Genomic DNA, 15,884 nt, shown 5'->3' on the forward strand with positions numbered 1-15,884 from the left:
CGGCCAGCGGAGGGGCGCTGGGGCTGGGGGCAGCGGTATCGGCGACATCGGCGATATCAGCAGTCGGCGAAAGTGTCTGGGTCATAAGAGCAGGCCAATTCTTGAACTGGCCAGATAAAGTGTACCGGTACTGTACTGTATAACGGCCTTAGCATGGCAGCAGCTTTTCTTTTCTCCTTTTTTCCGCACCTTGCCATGTCCGTTCTGCCCGAAACCTCCGCCTTTGTGTTGCCCCTGGCCCTGTTCGCCTTTGTCAGCTCGGTCACGCCAGGCCCCAACAATGTGATGCTGACGGCCTCGGGCGCGAGCTTTGGCTACCGCCGTACGGTGCCGCATATGCTGGGCATCAGCCTGGGGGTGGTGGCCATGCTGCTGCTGGTGGGCCTGGGCCTGGGCGTGGCCTTTGAGTGCGAGCCGCGCCTCTACACCTGGCTCAAGTACCTGGGCGCCGCCTACCTGCTGTGGCTGGCCTGGAAGATTGCCCGCTCCGGCCAGGCGGGTGCCGGGCAGGCGGCTGCGCAGCCCTTTGGCTTTTGGCAGGCCGCTGCCTTCCAGTGGGTCAATCCCAAGGCCTGGATCATGGCCATCGGCATTGTGGCCACCTACACCCCGCGCGATGGCTATGCCGCCAACCTGCTGCTCGCCGCGCTGGTGCTGGGCCTGGTGAACTACCCCAGCGTCAGCGTCTGGACCTTGTTTGGCAGCGCCGTGGGCCGCGCGCTGCGCACACCCCGGGCGCTGCAGCGCTTCAACTGGTGCATGGCGGCGCTGCTGGTGCTGTCGCTCTACCCGGTGCTGGAGGGCTGACAGCGGGCGAGCCGACCCAGGAGCCTGGCACCGTGGCAGGCTCAGGGTTCGCCCGGCATGCAGGCCCGGCGCCCGCTCGCTACAATGGTCCTCAGCCTTTGCATTGGAGAGAGCCCATGTCCAGCCCGCACACCGACGCCGACACCGAACACGCCCCGATGGATACCGTGGAAGCCATTGTTCCGCTGATGCCGGTGGTGCTGCCGCTGGTGGGCGCATTGATGATGTTCCTGCTGGCCTTTATCGCCGTACACATGGCCTGAGCGCTGCGCGCCAAACCCCGTTGCTGAACCCGCCGCTGGCGGGTTTTTTTGTTGCCTGGCGTTCGCTGACGATGGCTGGCACGGCCCCGTGCTGGCCAGGCGCCTGGGTGACGTCTGGTTGACGCCTGGTTGGTGCCTGGTTGGTGCCTGGGTGGCGCCGGGCCCAGCGCCACCTGCGCGACAGGGCTGTTGCCCAAGAAACCGGTATCAATACAGTTATGCATTTTGTCATGCATCAAATGCATAGATGTGGCGACTGAAAATCACCGTTTTGGGGGCTGACTGCTAAAATCGCCAGTCCAGCGTAGGCATTGTTGCGCACAGGTATTGCGCCTTGTCCGACGCTGTGGAGACGGTTTTTCAAAAATGGGTTGCTGTCGGCCAAGGAGCTTGTCGCAGCGGTTTTTGATGAACCGTTTACAACTTTGAAAGCCTTCCCATGAACGCAAACATCCAGGCCGGTGTCGCCATTCAGGCCCCCGACTACGTCAAGAACCCCAAGCTCATCGCCTGGGTGGCCGATATGGCCGCACTGTGCAAGCCTGACGCCGTTTACTGGTGCGATGGCAGCCAGGAAGAATACGACCGCCTCTGCCAGCAACTGGTCGATGCCGGTACCTTCAAGAAGCTCAACCCCGCCAAGCGCCCCGGCAGCTTTCTGGCCTGGTCCGATCCGTCCGACGTGGCCCGCGTGGAAGACCGCACCTACATCTGCTCTGCCAAGAAGGAAGATGCCGGCCCGACCAACAACTGGATGGAACCTGCCGAGATGCGCTCGACTCTACAGCCGCTGTTTGACGGTTGTATGAAGGGCCGCACCATGTATGTGGTGCCGTTCTCGATGGGCCCGCTGGGCTCGCCCATTGCCCACGTGGGCATCGAGCTGTCCGACAGCGCCTATGTCGCGGTCAACATGAAGATCATGACCCGCATGGGCCGTGCCGTGTACGACGTGATCGGCAGCGATGGTGCATTTGTGCCCTGCGTGCACACCATCGGCGCGCCGCTGCAGGCCGGCGAAAAGGACACCACCAGCTGGCCTTGCAACAAGACCAAGTACATCGTGCACTACCCCGAGACGCGCGAAATCTGGTCCTACGGTTCGGGCTACGGCGGCAATGCGCTGCTGGGCAAGAAGTGCTTTGCGCTGCGCATCGCCTCGACCATGGGCCGCGACCAGGGCTGGCTGGCCGAGCACATGCTGATTCTGGGCGTGCAAAACCCCCAGGGCAAGAAGTACCATGTGGCCGCCGCTTTCCCCAGCGCCTGCGGCAAGACCAATTTCTCGATGCTGGTGCCACCCACCGGCTTTGAAGGCTGGAAGGTCACCACCATCGGTGACGACATCGCCTGGATCAAGCCCCAGGCTGACGGCTCGCTGCGTGCGATCAACCCCGAAGCCGGCTACTTTGGCGTGGCCCCTGGCACCAACTACCACACCAACCCCAACTGCATGGCCAGCTTGGACAAGAACGTGATCTTCACCAACGTCGCGCTGACCGATGACGGCGATGTGTGGTGGGAAGGCATGGAAAAGGACAGCGGCCAGCTGCCCGAGCACCTGATCGACTGGCAAGGCAAGGACTGGACGCCCCAGATCGCCAAGGAAACCGGCGCCAAGGCCGCCCACCCCAATGCCCGCTTCACCGTCGCTGCCACGAACAACCCGGCGCTCGACGAAGCCTGGGACGACCCCAAGGGCGTGAAGATCGATGCCTTCATCTTTGGTGGCCGCCGCTCGACCACCGTGCCGCTGGTGACCGAGGCGCGCAACTGGAAGGAAGGCGTCTACATGGCTGCGACCATGGGCTCGGAAACCACCGCTGCCGCCTTTGGCGCGCAAGGCGTGGTGCGCCGCGATCCGTTCGCAATGCTGCCTTTCATGGGCTACAACATGAGCGACTACTTCGCCCACTGGCTGAACCTGGGCGACAAGCTCGAAGCCGCTGGCGCGCAGCTGCCCAAGATCTACACCACCAACTGGTTCCGCAAGGATGCCGCTGGCAAGTTCGTCTGGCCTGGCTACGGTGAGAACATGCGCGTGCTCAAGTGGATGCTCGACCGCCTCGAAGGCCAGGTGCAGGGCACGCAGACCGCCTTTGGTGTCGCGCCGCAGTACGCCGAGATCAACTGGACCGGCCTGGACTTCAATGCCGAGCAGTTCAAGACCGTCACCAACATCGACACCGCCGTCTGGACCGAAGAGCTGGCATCGCACCAGGCCCATTTCGACCACCTGGCCCAGCGCCTGCCCCAGGCGCTGCTGGACATCAAGGCCGATCTGGAAAAGCGCCTGGTCGCTGCTTGATCGGTAGCTGGCGAGCTCGCTGGTAGCCCCGCTGCCAGTGGCTGGGATAGCGCAACACAGCAAAACCCCGCATGTTTTAGGCATGCGGGGTTTTGTTTTGGGTGCTTGGTTTGTTGTGAGCGCGCTTGGACTCAGCGTCAGCGCATCGATGGAACTGTGGTTTGTTGCATACAGCCAGCATGTTGCGGGGCAGGAAAGTGCTTGCCAAGCGTTTTCCTAGCACCTGCGGCTTGCGCAGGCGGAGGTGTTCCGCAATCCCAAACCGCTGATCCACTTTGGATGAGATGCAGCCACCAGCAACAAAAAAGCCACGGCATGCCGTGGCTCTTGAAAAGGCAGATCGTGGCTGCCGGCGCTGGGGCTCTGGAGGAACCCCGGCGTTGATCAGTAGTTCTTGTGGTAGAACGAAACCGCTGCGTCGCTCATGGCGCGGTTCAGGTCAGCCATCACGCGGCTGTCTTGCAGGGCCACTTGCCAGGTCTTGTCGTCTTCCAGGGCGCGGCGGTGGCCTTCGTCCCAGCTGCGGCGGGCGGCGCGCAGGCTGCTGCTCAGGTTGCGGGCAGGGGCGGCCAGCAGGGCGATGGCGACAAAGGCGACAGCCCACAGCAGGGCCCAGCCAGCGATCCAGTGGCTACCGCCAGCGACGGAGTCCACCAGGCGGGTAGCAACCACCAGCACGGCAGCGACCAGCGCGGCCAGCATCAGCGATGCGCCAACGCCCTTGGTGCCGAAGGTGGTCTTGAGATGTTCAGCAGCACGTTCCACACGCAGAACGCCCGTGTGTTCGGTAGCCATGTCAGTGTGTACAAAACTGTTGGTCATGATGGATGTCTTTGGTATTAATGCTTCTTTGAAGCGATGAACGAAGTATAGGGTTTACCCTAGACGTTCTCAAATTTATCTTTTGAATCTGTATCATTCATGCCAGTGATGTATTGCGGTTCGCCCAGCGTTGCAAAGGATTGAAAATGCTGCCCCACCAATTTCGGCACCTGGACCTGAACCTCTTGCGTGTATTCGACGAGGTGATGAATGAGCGCAGCCTGACCCGGGCGGCCGACAAGCTGGCCATCACCCAGCCGGCAGTCAGCAATGCGATGCGGCGCCTGCGCGAGGCGCTGCATGACGAGCTGTTGGTGCGCAGCGGCCAGGGTGTGGAGCCCACGCCGCTGGCCAATGCGCTGTGGCCGGTGGTGCGCGAATCGCTGGCGCGCCTGCAGGCCAGCTTTGCACCGGAGCGCTTTGACCCCGCCCATGCGACCCAGGCCTTTGTCGTGGCGATGGCCGATGCGACCGCCGCCACCTTGCTGCCCAGCCTGATGCATATTCTGGAGACCGAGGCACCAGGCGTCTCTGTGCATGTGCAACCACTCACTACCCGGGATCCGCGCGAGGAGTTGGAAGCCGAGACCGCCGACCTGGCCGTGGGCTATTTCCCCTTTGTGCTCGCGGAGATGACGGCCCGCGCCCAGTCGGGGGACCTGGTGGATTTCGAGAGCCGGCGCCTCTATGACGGCGAATACCTCTGCGTGATGCGCAAGGATCACCCTTTGAGTGAGGGCTTGCTGACTTTGGAGCGCTACTGCGATGCGCGCCATATGCTGGTGAGCTTTTCCGGCCAGCCCTTTGGCTTTCTGGACGAGGCGCTGGCATCGATCGGCCGCAAACGCCGGGTGGTGCTGACGGTGAACCAGTACTTCACCGCCGCCCGCGTGGTGGCGCGCACCGATCTGCTGACCGTCCTGCCGCGCCACTTTGTGCCTGCCACCGGCATCGCCGATCTGCTGGCCTTCCAGCCGCTGCCGCTGCGCGTGGAGGCCGTGCATGTGGATGCGCTCTGGCGCAGCCGCAGCGGGCATATTCCGCCCTCGGCGCTGGAATGGATGCTGCACGCGCTGGAGCGCTCGGCCCGGGCGGCTTTTCCTGACCTGGAATTACCGATGTAGCGGGGCTGCAAGGCGCCAAAGCCCATGGTAGGCTTGGCGACCATGCACCTGCAAATTCTGTCCGACCTGCATCTGGAGACCCACCCCCATTTCCGTGCCCAGCCTGCGCCCGGTGCCCAGCTGCTGGTGCTGGCCGGCGACATTGGCTCCTACCAGAATGGCTCGATGCTGGACGATGCCGATTTTGGCCTCACCCAGTTCAGCCCGCAACAGGCCGGCGGCCATTGGCCCGAACCGGTGATCCTGGTGCCCGGCAACCATGAGTTCGACAACCAGGATTTCGATACCGCCCGGCTGCGCCTGCGTGCCAGTTGCGAAAAGCTGGGCATCACCATGCTCGACTGCGACACCCTGGTCATCGACGGCGTGCGCTTTATTGGCACCACGCTCTGGTCCGACTACGACGCCATTGCGCTGCACAACGGCGTGACCGAGCTGGGTGCGCTGATGAAGCAGCGCGAGAAGGCTTTCAAGGCCGCGAACTTTTACCTGACCAAGGCCCAGATGCAGCGCAATGGCCAGCCCTTCTTGGCCGCCGAGATGCGCGACGAAGCGCTGCGCTGCCAGGAATGGCTGCGCGCCGCTCTGGCCGAGCCCTTTGACGGCAAGACCGTCGTCATCACCCACTTTGCGCCCAGCCTGCGCAGCGCCGACCCGCGCTATGGGCTGACCCCGGGCACCGCCGGCTTTTGCAATGTGCTCGATGACCTGCTGCCCTATGCCGACCTCTGGATCCACGGCCATCTGCATGCGCCCAGCGACTATGTGGCCAAAGGCCAGCACAGCGATGGCCACCCCTGGCAATGCCGGGTGGTGGCCAACCCGCTGGGCTATGCGCGCAAGGGCGAGCAGGAAAGCTTCAATCCGCATTGCTTGGTGCGGGTGTAAAGCGACAGGCTCTCAGGGACTGCTTAGCGCGCCACCACTTCTCGCGCGGCTCCACAACATGGGTAAGGTTGCGGTTGTGTGCTTGGCGCTGACTAGCCTCTGCGGCGCCGCCATGTCTTGAACGGCCGCTTATATCCCGCGTATTCATCTCCATTTTGCATACCGTGTCCCTAAAACAGTTATTGAGGCGCATTTCAGCAGCAAAACGTTTACGTCGACAGTTCTTCTCTGAGGCGTGCTTAGCATCTTCGATCAAATCCAAGGGTTTTTACCTAAATTTATCGCCGCGCCTGATGCACATCAATGCCCGTTTGACGGTAAATCTATAAGCTGATACACATGATTTAGCCTGAAAAGCGCGTTCTCGCTGATGGAGCGCGGGTTTGCCAGGCCACAGTCCAGCGTTGGTGGCGCCACCGGTGTTGGGTCCCTCACCCCTTTTTGAAGGAGTCAAGGCATGCGTATTTTGTTGGCCGTTGATGGCAGCCCCTACACCCAGAAGATGCTCGATTACCTGGCAGCGCACGCAGAGTGGCTGACGCCCAACCACCATTACACGGTGCTCACGGTGCAGCCCTTGCTGCCGCCCCGGGCCGCCAAGGCCTTGGGCAAGGCGCTGGTGGATGACTACCACAGCGAAGAGGCGCAGAAGGTGCTGGTGCCGGTGCAGGAGTTTCTGGCCGCCCACCAGGTCAAGGCCGTGGCCGAGACTGCTGTCGGCCCGATCTCGCAGACCATTGCCGAGACGGCCGATAAGGGTGGCTATGACCTGCTGATCATGGGCACCCGGGGCCATGGTGCGCTGGCCAAGCTGGTGCTGGGCTCGGTGGCGACCCAGGTGCTGGCCGAGAGCAAGCTGCCGGTATTGCTGATTCGGTAAATGGATCAGATCATGCGTCTGTCATTTGCTATTCACCATATAGCAATACTTGGCGTGGATACTGCACAAGCAATGGATTTCACTGATGAGGGAGGGATGGAACCACCGGTGCGATGAATGCCTGTGGACATCCGGAAACTGCTTGCATCCCCCTGGGGTGCAGGCAGTTTTTTTTATGCCTTGACGGTGGCGCGCGCGGCGGCCGTGGGCGGCGCCAGGCTGCTCTTGGCGCTGTGCACCATCGCGTCGCTCAGGGCGCCCAGCAAGGCCGACTGCAGGTTCCAGCAGTGCCAGTACAGGTCAACGCGCAGCACCTGGGCCTCGGCCACATTGACCAGGCGGCCATCGGCGAGATAAGGGCGGGCCAGCAGCTCGGGCACCACGCCCACGCCCCAGCCAGCAGCCACGGCGCGCACCTGGGCTTCGGAGTTAGGCACATAGAGCTGGTGCAGGCCGACGGTCTTGAGGCCCATCGCGCGGGCGACAAACACGCGCTGCATGTCGTCCTTGCGGTTGTAGCTGAGAAACGGCAGGTGCTTGAAGTTGCTGCGGTTGATGCCCTGCGGCACATGCTGCTGGGCAAAACTGGGCGCTGCCACGGCGATGTAGTGCATGGCGCCCAGCGCGGTCACGCGGCAGCCGCGCAGCGCCTGCGGCATGGTGGTGACGCAGCCGAGCACCTCGCCGGTGCGCAGCAGCTCCAAGGTGTGGTCCTGGTCGTCGGTGATGATCTCCAGCGGCAGCTGCTGCAGCGCAATGTCCTGCAGCGCATCGAGCGCCCAGGTGGCAATGCTGTCGGCATTGATGGCAATCGAGATGGCCTCGTCATGCGCGCTGCGGCCCATGGCGTGGGGCAGCAGGCTGTGCAGCTCCTGCTCCAGGTCGGTGCGCAGCAGCCGCAGCTGCTGGGTGTGCTTGAGCAGCAGCTGGCCGGCAGCGGTGGGCCGCAGCGGGCGGCTGCGCACCACCAGCACCGAGCCGATCTGCGCCTCCAGCGCGCGCAGCCGCTGCGAGACGGCCGATTGCGTCACATTCAGGCGCAGCGCGGCCTTCTCGAAACCGCCTTCTTCAATCACGGCGGCCAGGCATTCCAGCGCGATCGGGTCCAGGTTGCTCATGGGGCTCCAGTATTAGCAGAACTGATGAATCTTGAAGAAGTTTAATTGCACTTTATGTTACAGCCAAGATGCCAGACACTGAGAGCCATGAAAGTCATCATCCTCGGCGCCGGCATCATCGGCACCAGCACTGCCTGGCATTTGCTGCAACTCGGCCATGACGTCACCGTCGTGGATCGCCAACCGGACGCGGCGCTGGAGACCAGCTATGCCAATGCCGCGCAGATCTCGGTGAGCTACTGCGAGCCCTGGGCCAACAAGCATGCCCCGCTCAAGGCGCTCAAGTGGATGTTCGACAAGGAGGCACCGCTGCTGCTGCGCCCCCATGCCGATCCGCAGCAATGGCGCTGGCTCACCCAGTTTCTGGCCGAGTGCAATGACCGCTCCTTTGCCCGCAATGTGCAGCAGATCGTCGCGCTGGGTGCCTACAGCCACAACGCCTTGAAGGCCGTGGTGGCGCAGACCGGCATCCAGTTCAACCGGCTCGAGCGCGGCATCGCCCACTTCTTCACCAGCGACGAAGCGGTGCAGGATGCGCAGATGGCCGTCGATCTGATGCGCCAGTACGGGGTGAACCGCCGCATGGTCAGCACCGAAGAGTTTTTGAAGATCGAGCCCGCCTTCAAGCCCTATGCCGCGCAGATCAAGGGTGGCACCTTTACCGAGAGCGACGAGAGCGGCGATGCGCGCGTGTTCACGCAAAAGCTCGCCCAGCTCTGCGCCCAGGGCGGCGTGCAGTTTCTCTACAACCACCGGGTCGAGCGGCTGAATGTGGCCGGCGGCGCGATCGATTCCGTCACCGTGCGCGCCACCGCAGCGGGCGCCGACAGCAGCCCACACACCTTGCAGGGCGATGCCGTCATCGTCGCCTGCGGCAGCTACACCGCGCCGCTGCTGCGCACCGTGGGCCTGAATGTCGCCATCTACCCGGGCAAGGGCTACAGCGCCACTCTGCCGATCTTGAAGCCCGAAGCTGCGCCCTTTGTCAGCTGCATTGATGATGGCAACAAGCTGGCGATGAGCCGCCTGGGCAATGAGCTGCGCGTGGCCGGTACCATCGAGCTCAACGGTTTTGACAGCTCGCTGGACAGCCCGCTGGCCAAGGCCCGCTGCCATATGCTGGCGCGCCGCATCGAGGAGCTGATGCCCGGCGTCTGCGACACCCGCCTGCCCGAGCAGGGCGGCAACCCGCAGTTCTGGACCGGCCTGCGCCCTGCTACGCCGACCAATATCCCGTTCATTGGCCGCACCAAGATCAGCAAGCTCTGGATCAATGCCGGCCACGGCACGCTGGGCTGGACCCATGGCGCCGGCAGCGGCAAGGCCATGGCCGAGCTGGTGAGTGGCCGCATGCCAGAGATGCAGTTTGGCTTCTACGGCTATGAAAGCGAAGCCAAGCGCCGGGCCGCAGTCGCCGCCTGAACGGCAACGGACAACGCCATGAAAAAGGGCCGCACAGTGTGCGGCCCTTTTAGCGTTTATTGCGGACGGATCAGGCGTCCAGGCGCACCAGCCAGCCGTGGCGGTCCGGGGCGCGGCCGTACTGGATATCGGTCAGTTCCTTGCGCAGGGCCATCGTGACTTCGCCAGCCGGGGCCGACAGGTCGCCCACCGAGAAGCCTTCGCCCTTGAGCTGGCCGATGGGGGTGATGACGGCAGCGGTGCCGCAGGCAAACACTTCGGTGATGTCACCGGAGGCCACGCCTTGCTTCCACTCGTCAACAGCGATCTTGCGCTCTTCGACCACCATGCCACGGTCGCGTGCCAGCTGCAGCAGCGAGTCGCGCGTGATGCCTTCCAGAATGCTGCCCGACAGCGCGGGGGTGACCAGCTTGTTTTGCTTGCCGTAGACCAGGAACACATTCATGCCGCCCAGCTCTTCGAGGTACTTGCCTTCGGCAGGATCGAGGAACAGCACTTGCGAGCAGCCGTTGTCCTGGGCTTGCTGCTGGGGCAGCAGCGAAGCGGCATAGTTGCCGCCGCACTTGGCGGCACCCGTGCCACCCTTGGCCGCGCGGGCATAGTCGGTGGACAGCCAGATCGCCACGGGCGCCACGCCCTTGGCAAAGTAGGGGCCGGCGGGGCAGGCGATCACGTAGTAGGTGGCCTTGTGGGCGCTGCGCACGCCCAGGAAGACTTCGTCACCGATCATGAAGGGGCGCAGGTAGAGGCTCGCTTCGTTGCCGCTGGGCACCCAGTCCTTGTCCACGGCGATGATCTGCTTGAGCGATTCGACAAAGATATCGACCGGCAGCTCCGGCAGCGCCAGGCGGCGGGCGGAGCGTTGCAGGCGCTCGGCATTGGCCTGGGGGCGGAAGGTCCAGACCGAGCCATCGGCATGGCGGTAGGCCTTGATGCCTTCAAAGATTTCCTGGCCGTAGTGCAGCACGGCAGCGGCGGGGTCCAGCGCAATCGGGCCGTACGGGGTCACGGCCGCATCGCGCCAGCCGCCCTCTTTGTCCCAGTGCACCGAGACCATGTGGTCGGTGAAGTGCAGACCAAAACCCGGGTTGTCCAGAATCTTGGCGCGCTCTTGGGCGCTGCGTGGCTGGCTCGATGGGGTGACGGCAAAGGTCAGGGAGGAGGGGGACACGGGACTAATCCTTCAGTTGGCAACAGGGACAGCAGCGTCCTGTGGGGAGCCGCTGCCGATCATGGTGGCCGTCCGCCAGCCTGGAGAGGCTCCAGGAAAGTGACGGGCTGCACGCCAAACCCCATAGCATGCCAGTTTTTTGCCCCGGTGGCGCCAAGCGGCCTGCATTGCCAGGATGGCAAGTCAACCACCTGCAGAGGCAAACCGCCGCCGCAGGCCGCCGGTTTACGGGTTTTTCCTAGTGCACCGTGGCGCGCTGGGTCGCCAAAAAGTCGAGCAGCAGGCCTTCAAAGGCATCGGGGCTCTCCAGCTGGGGCCAGTGGCCAACGCCCTCCAGGCAGGCATGCCGAGCGTCGGGCAGTTGGTCTGCCAGCGCCTGCATACGCTGGGGCGGCATGCAGACATCCTGGCCGCCGCTCACCAGCAGGCAGCGCTGGCTGAGGTGGGGCAGGCGCTCGGCCAGGGTGCTGGGGCCGGCCAGCATCTCCAGCATGCGGCCATAGGCCAGCGGCTGGATCTGGGTGATTGCGTGGCGCGCCAGCTGCAGCCCTTCGGGCAAGGCCTGCTGGCCCGATTGCAGCTGCACCAGCAGTTCGGCAAAGCGCTGCATCTGCACCGCCTCGGTGCTGGCCTGCTGCTGGCACTGGGCCAGCAGTTGCTGGCGCGTCTGCACCCAGTGCTGCTGACTGTCCGCCTCCAGCGCCGGGCCGCCGGCCACCAGGCTCAGACTGCGCACGCGGGTGGGGTGGCGCAGGGCCAGCTCGGCGGCCACCATCGCGCCCATGCCATGGCCAACGATATGGGCGCGGCCAATCTTCAGCGCTTCGAGCAGGCCGTCCGCCGTGGCGGCCAGCGCCTTCAGGCTGTAGCCGCCATAGGGCGGCGGGTTGGCATGGTAGCCGGGCATGTCCCAGGCGATCGCGCGGTAGCCCTGGCTGGCGAGCAGCTCCACCTGCGGGGCAAAGCCCAGGTGGTCGGTGTCGGCATCGTGGAGCATCAGCACCGTCGGGCCACTGCCGAGCATCGCGAAGTTGGGAATCAAGGACATAGGTTTGCTTCTCGCCGTGTGTTTCCCCCGCAGATGCGGCCCGCCTGCCTTGTTTTCAAGCACCTACGCGCGCAGGGGCCTCGCCCCCTGGCCGATAATGACCGCTATCCATGCTTTTGACGGCATGGCGTCTGCCCCTGCCGTCTGCCTGCCCCGTGAACCGCTCCCTCCCCCCTGAACACCTGCAATCGCCTGTTTCTGCCTCGTTTTCCGAACGTGAGTTTCGCAATGCGCTGGGCCAGTTCGCCACCGGGGTGGCGGTGGTGACGGCGCTGGCGCCCGATGGCAACAAGGTCGGCTTGACCATCAGCTCCTTCAATTCCGCATCGCTCACGCCGCCACTGGTGCTGTGGAGCCTGATGAAGACTGCCAGCTCGATGCCGGTGTTCGAGACCGTCAGCCACTATGCGATCAATGTGATGGGCGCGCACCAGAAGGAGCTGGCCTTGCAGTTCAGCCGCAAGGGCATCGACCGCTGGGCGGGCGTGGAGTATGAAGTGGGCGTGACCGGCGTGCCGCTGCTCGCCGGCGCCATTGCCAGCTTTGAGTGCCGCAACGGCCCGCACCATGATGCGGGCGACCATGTGATCCTGGTTGGCGAGGTGGCGCACTGCCAGCATGTGGTGGGTGTGCCACCGCTGCTCTACCACGGTGGCAATTTCTACACCGAGCAGCTGATCTAATCTGCGCTGCAGGCAACAAAAAACGACCCGAGGGTCGTTTTTTGCTGGGCGAGCGGGGCGCTGCTTACTTCTCGACGAAGGCGCGCTCGACGACAAAGTCGCCGGGTGTCGAGGTATTGCCTTCCTTGAAGCCCTTGGCTTCGAGCAGTTCCTTCAGCTCGGCGAGCATTGCGGGGCTGCCGCAGAGCATCACGCGGTCGGAGTCCGGGTTCAGTTCGGGCAGGCCGATGTTCTGCGGGAAGGTGCCGGCAGTGATCTGGTTGGAGATACGGCCCTGGTTGCGGAAAGGCTCGCGCGTCACCGTCGGGTAGTAGACCAGCTTGTCCTTGACGATTTCGCCGAGGAATTCGTGGTTGGGCAGCTCTTCTTCGAGCAGCTGCTGGTAGGCTAGTTCCTGGACTTGGCGCACGCCGTGCACCACAACGACCTTTTCGAAGTGGTCATAGGTCTCGGGGTCGCGCGCTACCGACAGCCAGGGCGCCAGGCCCGTGCCGGTGCCGATCAGGTACAGGTTCTTGCCCGGCAGCAGGTAATCGACCAGCAAGGTGCCCGTGGGCTTTTTACCGACGATGATGGTGTCACCCACCTGGATGTGCTGGAGCTTGCTGGTCAGCGGGCCGTCATCGACCTTGATCGACAGGAACTCCAGGTGCTCCTCGTAGTTGGGGCTGGCGATGGAATAGGCGCGCAGCAGGTTCTTGCCATCGACCTTCAGGCCAATCATCGTGAAGTGGCCGCTGGAAAAACGCAGCGCGGGATCACGGGTGGTCGTGAAGGAGAACAAACGATCGGTCCAGTGGTGAACAGACAGGACACGTTCTTCGAGAAAGGCGCTCATAGCAGTGCAGTAGTCAGTTGGTCTTGTGTATATCTATAAACGCTATTGTTCACTATTCATACAACTTAAACGTCATATGGACATATCGGCGCGTTGTGAGCGGGGTTTTTCAGCGTTTAGGGCCTATTTTCGACCTATCGCAATAAGACCAGTGGTCTAGAAGTTATCCAGGATGTTGGAGATCGAGGTCGCCGCCAGCAGCACATGGGGCAGCAGCTCGGCCTCGGCCTTGGCCGTGCCCCAGCGGGTGGAGGGGGCCGAGATGGTGATGGCGCCAATGGGCACACCGCCCCGGCCGGTGATGGCGGCGGCCACCGAGATATCGCCCACCACGGTCTGGTTCTGCACAATCGCATAGCCGTCGCGCTCGGCGTCTTCGATGCAGCGCAGCAGCTCCTCGGGGTCGGTCATGGTTTGCGCGGTGATCTTGACCAGTGGGGTCGATTCGATCAAGCGCAGGCGCTCGTCCATCGGCAGCTTGGCCATCATGGCGCGGCCCGAGGCGGTATAGGCCGCAGGCAGGCGCGAGCCCACGGCAAAGTCCGAGTTGTAGATGTAGCGGCCCGGCACCTTGGCGATAAAGACCACCTCGTTGCCATCCATCTCCTGCAGGTTCGAGGTCTCGCCCAAGGTGTGGGTCATCTCGATCAGATAAGGGTAGGCGCGCTCGACGATGCGTTGCGAGCGCAGGTAGTTGTAGGACAGGCGCAGCACCTCGGGCGCGAGCGTGTAGAGGTTGGAGCCGGGCAGGCGCCGGATATAGCGCAGCTTCTCCAGGGTGAAGATGATGCGCTGGGTGGCACTGCGGTCGAGCTGGGCGGCGCGGGCAATCTCGGCGAGCGACATCTCGCGGTGGGTGTCGCGAAAGGCCTCCAGCACCTGGAAGGCCTTGGCCAGCGAGCCGACAAACAATGAGGATTCACGGGCGGTGGGTTCAACGCTTGCTACGGGCTCGGCAATGCTGTGTGTGGTTTTAGGCATCGTAAAAAGCGGCTGTCTCGGGTCACTGTCTAGTATTTTTGCAGAAAGGTCGCGTCCAGGCTGGTGGCCTGTGGGGCGCCCAGCAATCGGAGGGTGGTCTCCAGCTCGGCGCGCAGTATCTCCAGAACCTCGGCCACGCCCTGGGGCCCGCGCGAGGCCAGTCCGTAGAGGGGCGCGCGCCCCAGCAGAACGGCATCGGCCCCCAACGCCCGGGCTTTGGCGATGTCACTGCCTCGGCGCACCCCGCCATCGACAAAGATATGCATCTTGCCATGAACGGCGTCGGCAATCTGCGGCAATTGCGCCATCGGTGCGGGTGCGCACTCCAGCTGGCGCCCGCCGTGGTTGCTGACCACGATGCCATCGGCGCCGGCCTGCAGCGCACGCTGGGCATCGCCCGCGCTCAGCAGGCCCTTGACGATGACCGGGCCCTGCCAGTGGCGGCGCACCCAGGCCAGGTCTTCCCAGCGCAGGGCCATGTCCATCTCACGGCTCATCGCGGCGGCCTGCTTCTGGATATTGCTCTCTACCCCGGCGCTGCGCGCCAGGTTGACCAGCTGCGGTGAGCCGCCCTGGCGCAGCATGCGCAGGCACCAGCGCGGGTGGCTGAGCAGGTCGGCCAGCAGCCGGGGCGTCCAGGGCACGGGCATGCGAAAGCCGTTGCGCACATCGTGGTCGCGCTTGCCATGCACCATGGTGTCCACCGTCAGCATCAGCGCGCTGAAGCCCGCCGCCTGCGCGCGCGCCATCATGCTCTGCGCAATGCGCCGGTCCTTTTGCACATAGAGCTGCAGCCACAGATCGCCCGGGCTGGCGGCGCGCACATCTTCCAACAGCGACGTGGAGGCGGTCGACATCACAAAGGGCAGGCCGGCGGCATGCGCTGCGCGGGCCAGCACCTGCTCGGCCTGCGGCCAGTACAGGCCGTTGAGCCCGGTCGGGCCCACAAAAGCGGGCATCGCCTGCTTGCGGCCAAACAAGGTGATGCTGGTATCCACCTGGCTGACATCGACCATCGTGCGCGGCAAGAAGGTGACATCGCCCCAGGAGGCGAGGTTGCGGGCCATGCTGCGGCCGTCTTCGGCGCCGCCTTCGAGGTAGTCAAAGGCAAAGCGGGACAGGCGCCGGCGGGCCAGCGCGCGGTAGTCTTTGATGGCGGGCAGCATGGCGGATGCTCGCTCAGGCCAGCTGGCGCTCGGCCTGCAGGCGGGTCGCCAGCGCCTGGCGCAGGCGGGCGGACAGCTCGGGGTTGCAGTCGACCAGCGGGGCCAGCAGGTGCGGGGCCTGCACGCCCACCAGGTCCCAGACCGACTTCATCGGGCCGGGGTTGGTCTCGGCAAAGGCCAGGTCCAAGAGGCCAATCAGCTCCTGGTGCAGGGCCAGTGCTTCTTCGGTCTTGCCGCTGGTCAGCAGTTCGTACATGCGGGTCCAGGTCTTGGGCAGCAGATTGGCCGTCACGATGATGCCGCCCTGGGCGCCGCAGAGCATCTGCGCGGGGAAGATGGTGTCCTCGCCGCTCAGCACCGCAAAG

At 64.0% G+C, this 15,884-nt stretch carries 16 protein-coding genes; 8 read left to right on the top strand and 8 right to left on the bottom strand.

Annotated elements, in window-relative coordinates; all coding sequences use genetic code 11:
- Window positions 1-195 precede the first annotated feature (195 nt).
- The 3 genes from H928_RS0125400 (at window position 196) to H928_RS0125410 (ending at window position 3,378) form a co-directional block, all read left to right on the top strand.
- Window positions 196-807: a LysE family translocator gene (locus H928_RS0125400; RefSeq protein ID WP_021029026.1), complete on the top strand. Its 612-nt coding sequence runs from the start codon at window positions 196-198 to the stop codon at window positions 805-807.
- Window positions 808-923: 116 nt separating this feature from the next.
- A complete protein-coding gene (locus H928_RS32785) occupies window positions 924-1,070 on the top strand; it encodes a hypothetical protein (protein ID WP_021029027.1) in 147 nt (48 codons plus the stop codon).
- Window positions 1,071-1,509: 439 nt separating this feature from the next.
- The gene (locus H928_RS0125410) at window positions 1,510-3,378 is read left to right on the top strand and encodes a phosphoenolpyruvate carboxykinase (GTP) (RefSeq protein WP_021029028.1); all 1,869 of its coding nucleotides are present in this window, start codon (window positions 1,510-1,512) and stop codon (window positions 3,376-3,378) included.
- Between the two features lie 384 nt (window positions 3,379-3,762).
- On the opposite strand, the gene H928_RS0125415 is transcribed toward H928_RS0125410, so the two are convergent.
- Window positions 3,763-4,173, bottom strand: a complete 411-nt coding sequence (locus H928_RS0125415; RefSeq protein WP_239645084.1) for a hypothetical protein — start codon at window positions 4,171-4,173, stop codon at window positions 3,763-3,765.
- Between the two features lie 173 nt (window positions 4,174-4,346).
- Here H928_RS0125415 and H928_RS0125420 point away from each other — a divergent pair, with 173 nt between their 5' ends.
- From H928_RS0125420 to H928_RS0125430, 3 genes are all read left to right on the top strand, one after another.
- Complete coding sequence (locus H928_RS0125420) at window positions 4,347-5,324, top strand: LysR family transcriptional regulator (protein ID WP_021029030.1); 978 nt, start codon at window positions 4,347-4,349, stop codon at window positions 5,322-5,324.
- A gap of 42 nt (window positions 5,325-5,366) precedes the next feature.
- Window positions 5,367-6,212 (top strand): metallophosphoesterase, encoded by an 846-nt coding sequence (locus H928_RS0125425; protein ID WP_027011414.1) that lies wholly within the window; start codon window positions 5,367-5,369, stop codon window positions 6,210-6,212.
- A gap of 457 nt (window positions 6,213-6,669) precedes the next feature.
- Entirely contained in the window at window positions 6,670-7,092 is a 423-nt protein-coding gene (locus tag H928_RS0125430; RefSeq protein WP_021029032.1) for a universal stress protein, read from the top strand.
- 173 nt (window positions 7,093-7,265) lie between these two features.
- Here the strand turns inward: H928_RS0125430 and H928_RS0125435 are convergent, their stop codons facing one another.
- A complete protein-coding gene (locus H928_RS0125435) occupies window positions 7,266-8,210 on the bottom strand; it encodes a LysR family transcriptional regulator ArgP (protein ID WP_021029033.1) in 945 nt (314 codons plus the stop codon).
- Between the two features lie 54 nt (window positions 8,211-8,264).
- Between H928_RS0125435 and H928_RS0125440 the strand changes: the two genes are divergently transcribed.
- Complete coding sequence (locus tag H928_RS0125440) at window positions 8,265-9,632, top strand: D-amino acid dehydrogenase (protein ID WP_148293333.1); 1,368 nt, start codon at window positions 8,265-8,267, stop codon at window positions 9,630-9,632.
- Between the two features lie 70 nt (window positions 9,633-9,702).
- Here H928_RS0125440 and H928_RS0125445 read toward each other — a convergent pair whose 3' ends face one another.
- Complete coding sequence (locus H928_RS0125445) at window positions 9,703-10,803, bottom strand: branched-chain amino acid aminotransferase (protein ID WP_021029035.1); 1,101 nt, start codon at window positions 10,801-10,803, stop codon at window positions 9,703-9,705.
- Window positions 10,804-11,041: 238 nt separating this feature from the next.
- Window positions 11,042-11,851 (bottom strand): alpha/beta fold hydrolase, encoded by an 810-nt coding sequence (locus H928_RS0125450; protein WP_021029036.1) that lies wholly within the window; start codon window positions 11,849-11,851, stop codon window positions 11,042-11,044.
- 155 nt (window positions 11,852-12,006) lie between these two features.
- Between H928_RS0125450 and H928_RS0125455 the strand changes: the two genes are divergently transcribed.
- Window positions 12,007-12,534, top strand: a complete 528-nt coding sequence (locus H928_RS0125455; RefSeq protein ID WP_021029037.1) for a flavin reductase family protein — start codon at window positions 12,007-12,009, stop codon at window positions 12,532-12,534.
- 64 nt (window positions 12,535-12,598) lie between these two features.
- On the opposite strand, the gene H928_RS0125460 is transcribed toward H928_RS0125455, so the two are convergent.
- The 4 genes from H928_RS0125460 to H928_RS33945 all read right to left on the bottom strand — a co-directional run.
- On the bottom strand, window positions 12,599-13,372 hold the full coding sequence (locus tag H928_RS0125460) for a ferredoxin--NADP reductase (protein WP_021029038.1): 774 nt from the start codon (window positions 13,370-13,372) through the stop codon (window positions 12,599-12,601).
- 156 nt (window positions 13,373-13,528) lie between these two features.
- Window positions 13,529-14,353, bottom strand: a complete 825-nt coding sequence (locus H928_RS0125465) for an IclR family transcriptional regulator (protein ID WP_027011415.1) — start codon at window positions 14,351-14,353, stop codon at window positions 13,529-13,531.
- A 29-nt stretch (window positions 14,354-14,382) separates the two neighbouring features.
- Entirely contained in the window at window positions 14,383-15,519 is a 1,137-nt protein-coding gene (locus H928_RS0125470; RefSeq protein ID WP_021029040.1) for an alpha-hydroxy acid oxidase, read from the bottom strand.
- 13 nt (window positions 15,520-15,532) lie between these two features.
- The coding region (locus tag H928_RS33945; protein ID WP_043342051.1) for a dihydrodipicolinate synthase family protein at window positions 15,533-15,884 on the bottom strand (352 nt) is incomplete at its 5' end.

Origin of the sequence: Comamonas sp. B-9 (assembly GCF_000410635.1) — a bacterium.
GTDB lineage: Bacteria > Pseudomonadota > Gammaproteobacteria > Burkholderiales > Burkholderiaceae_C > Comamonas.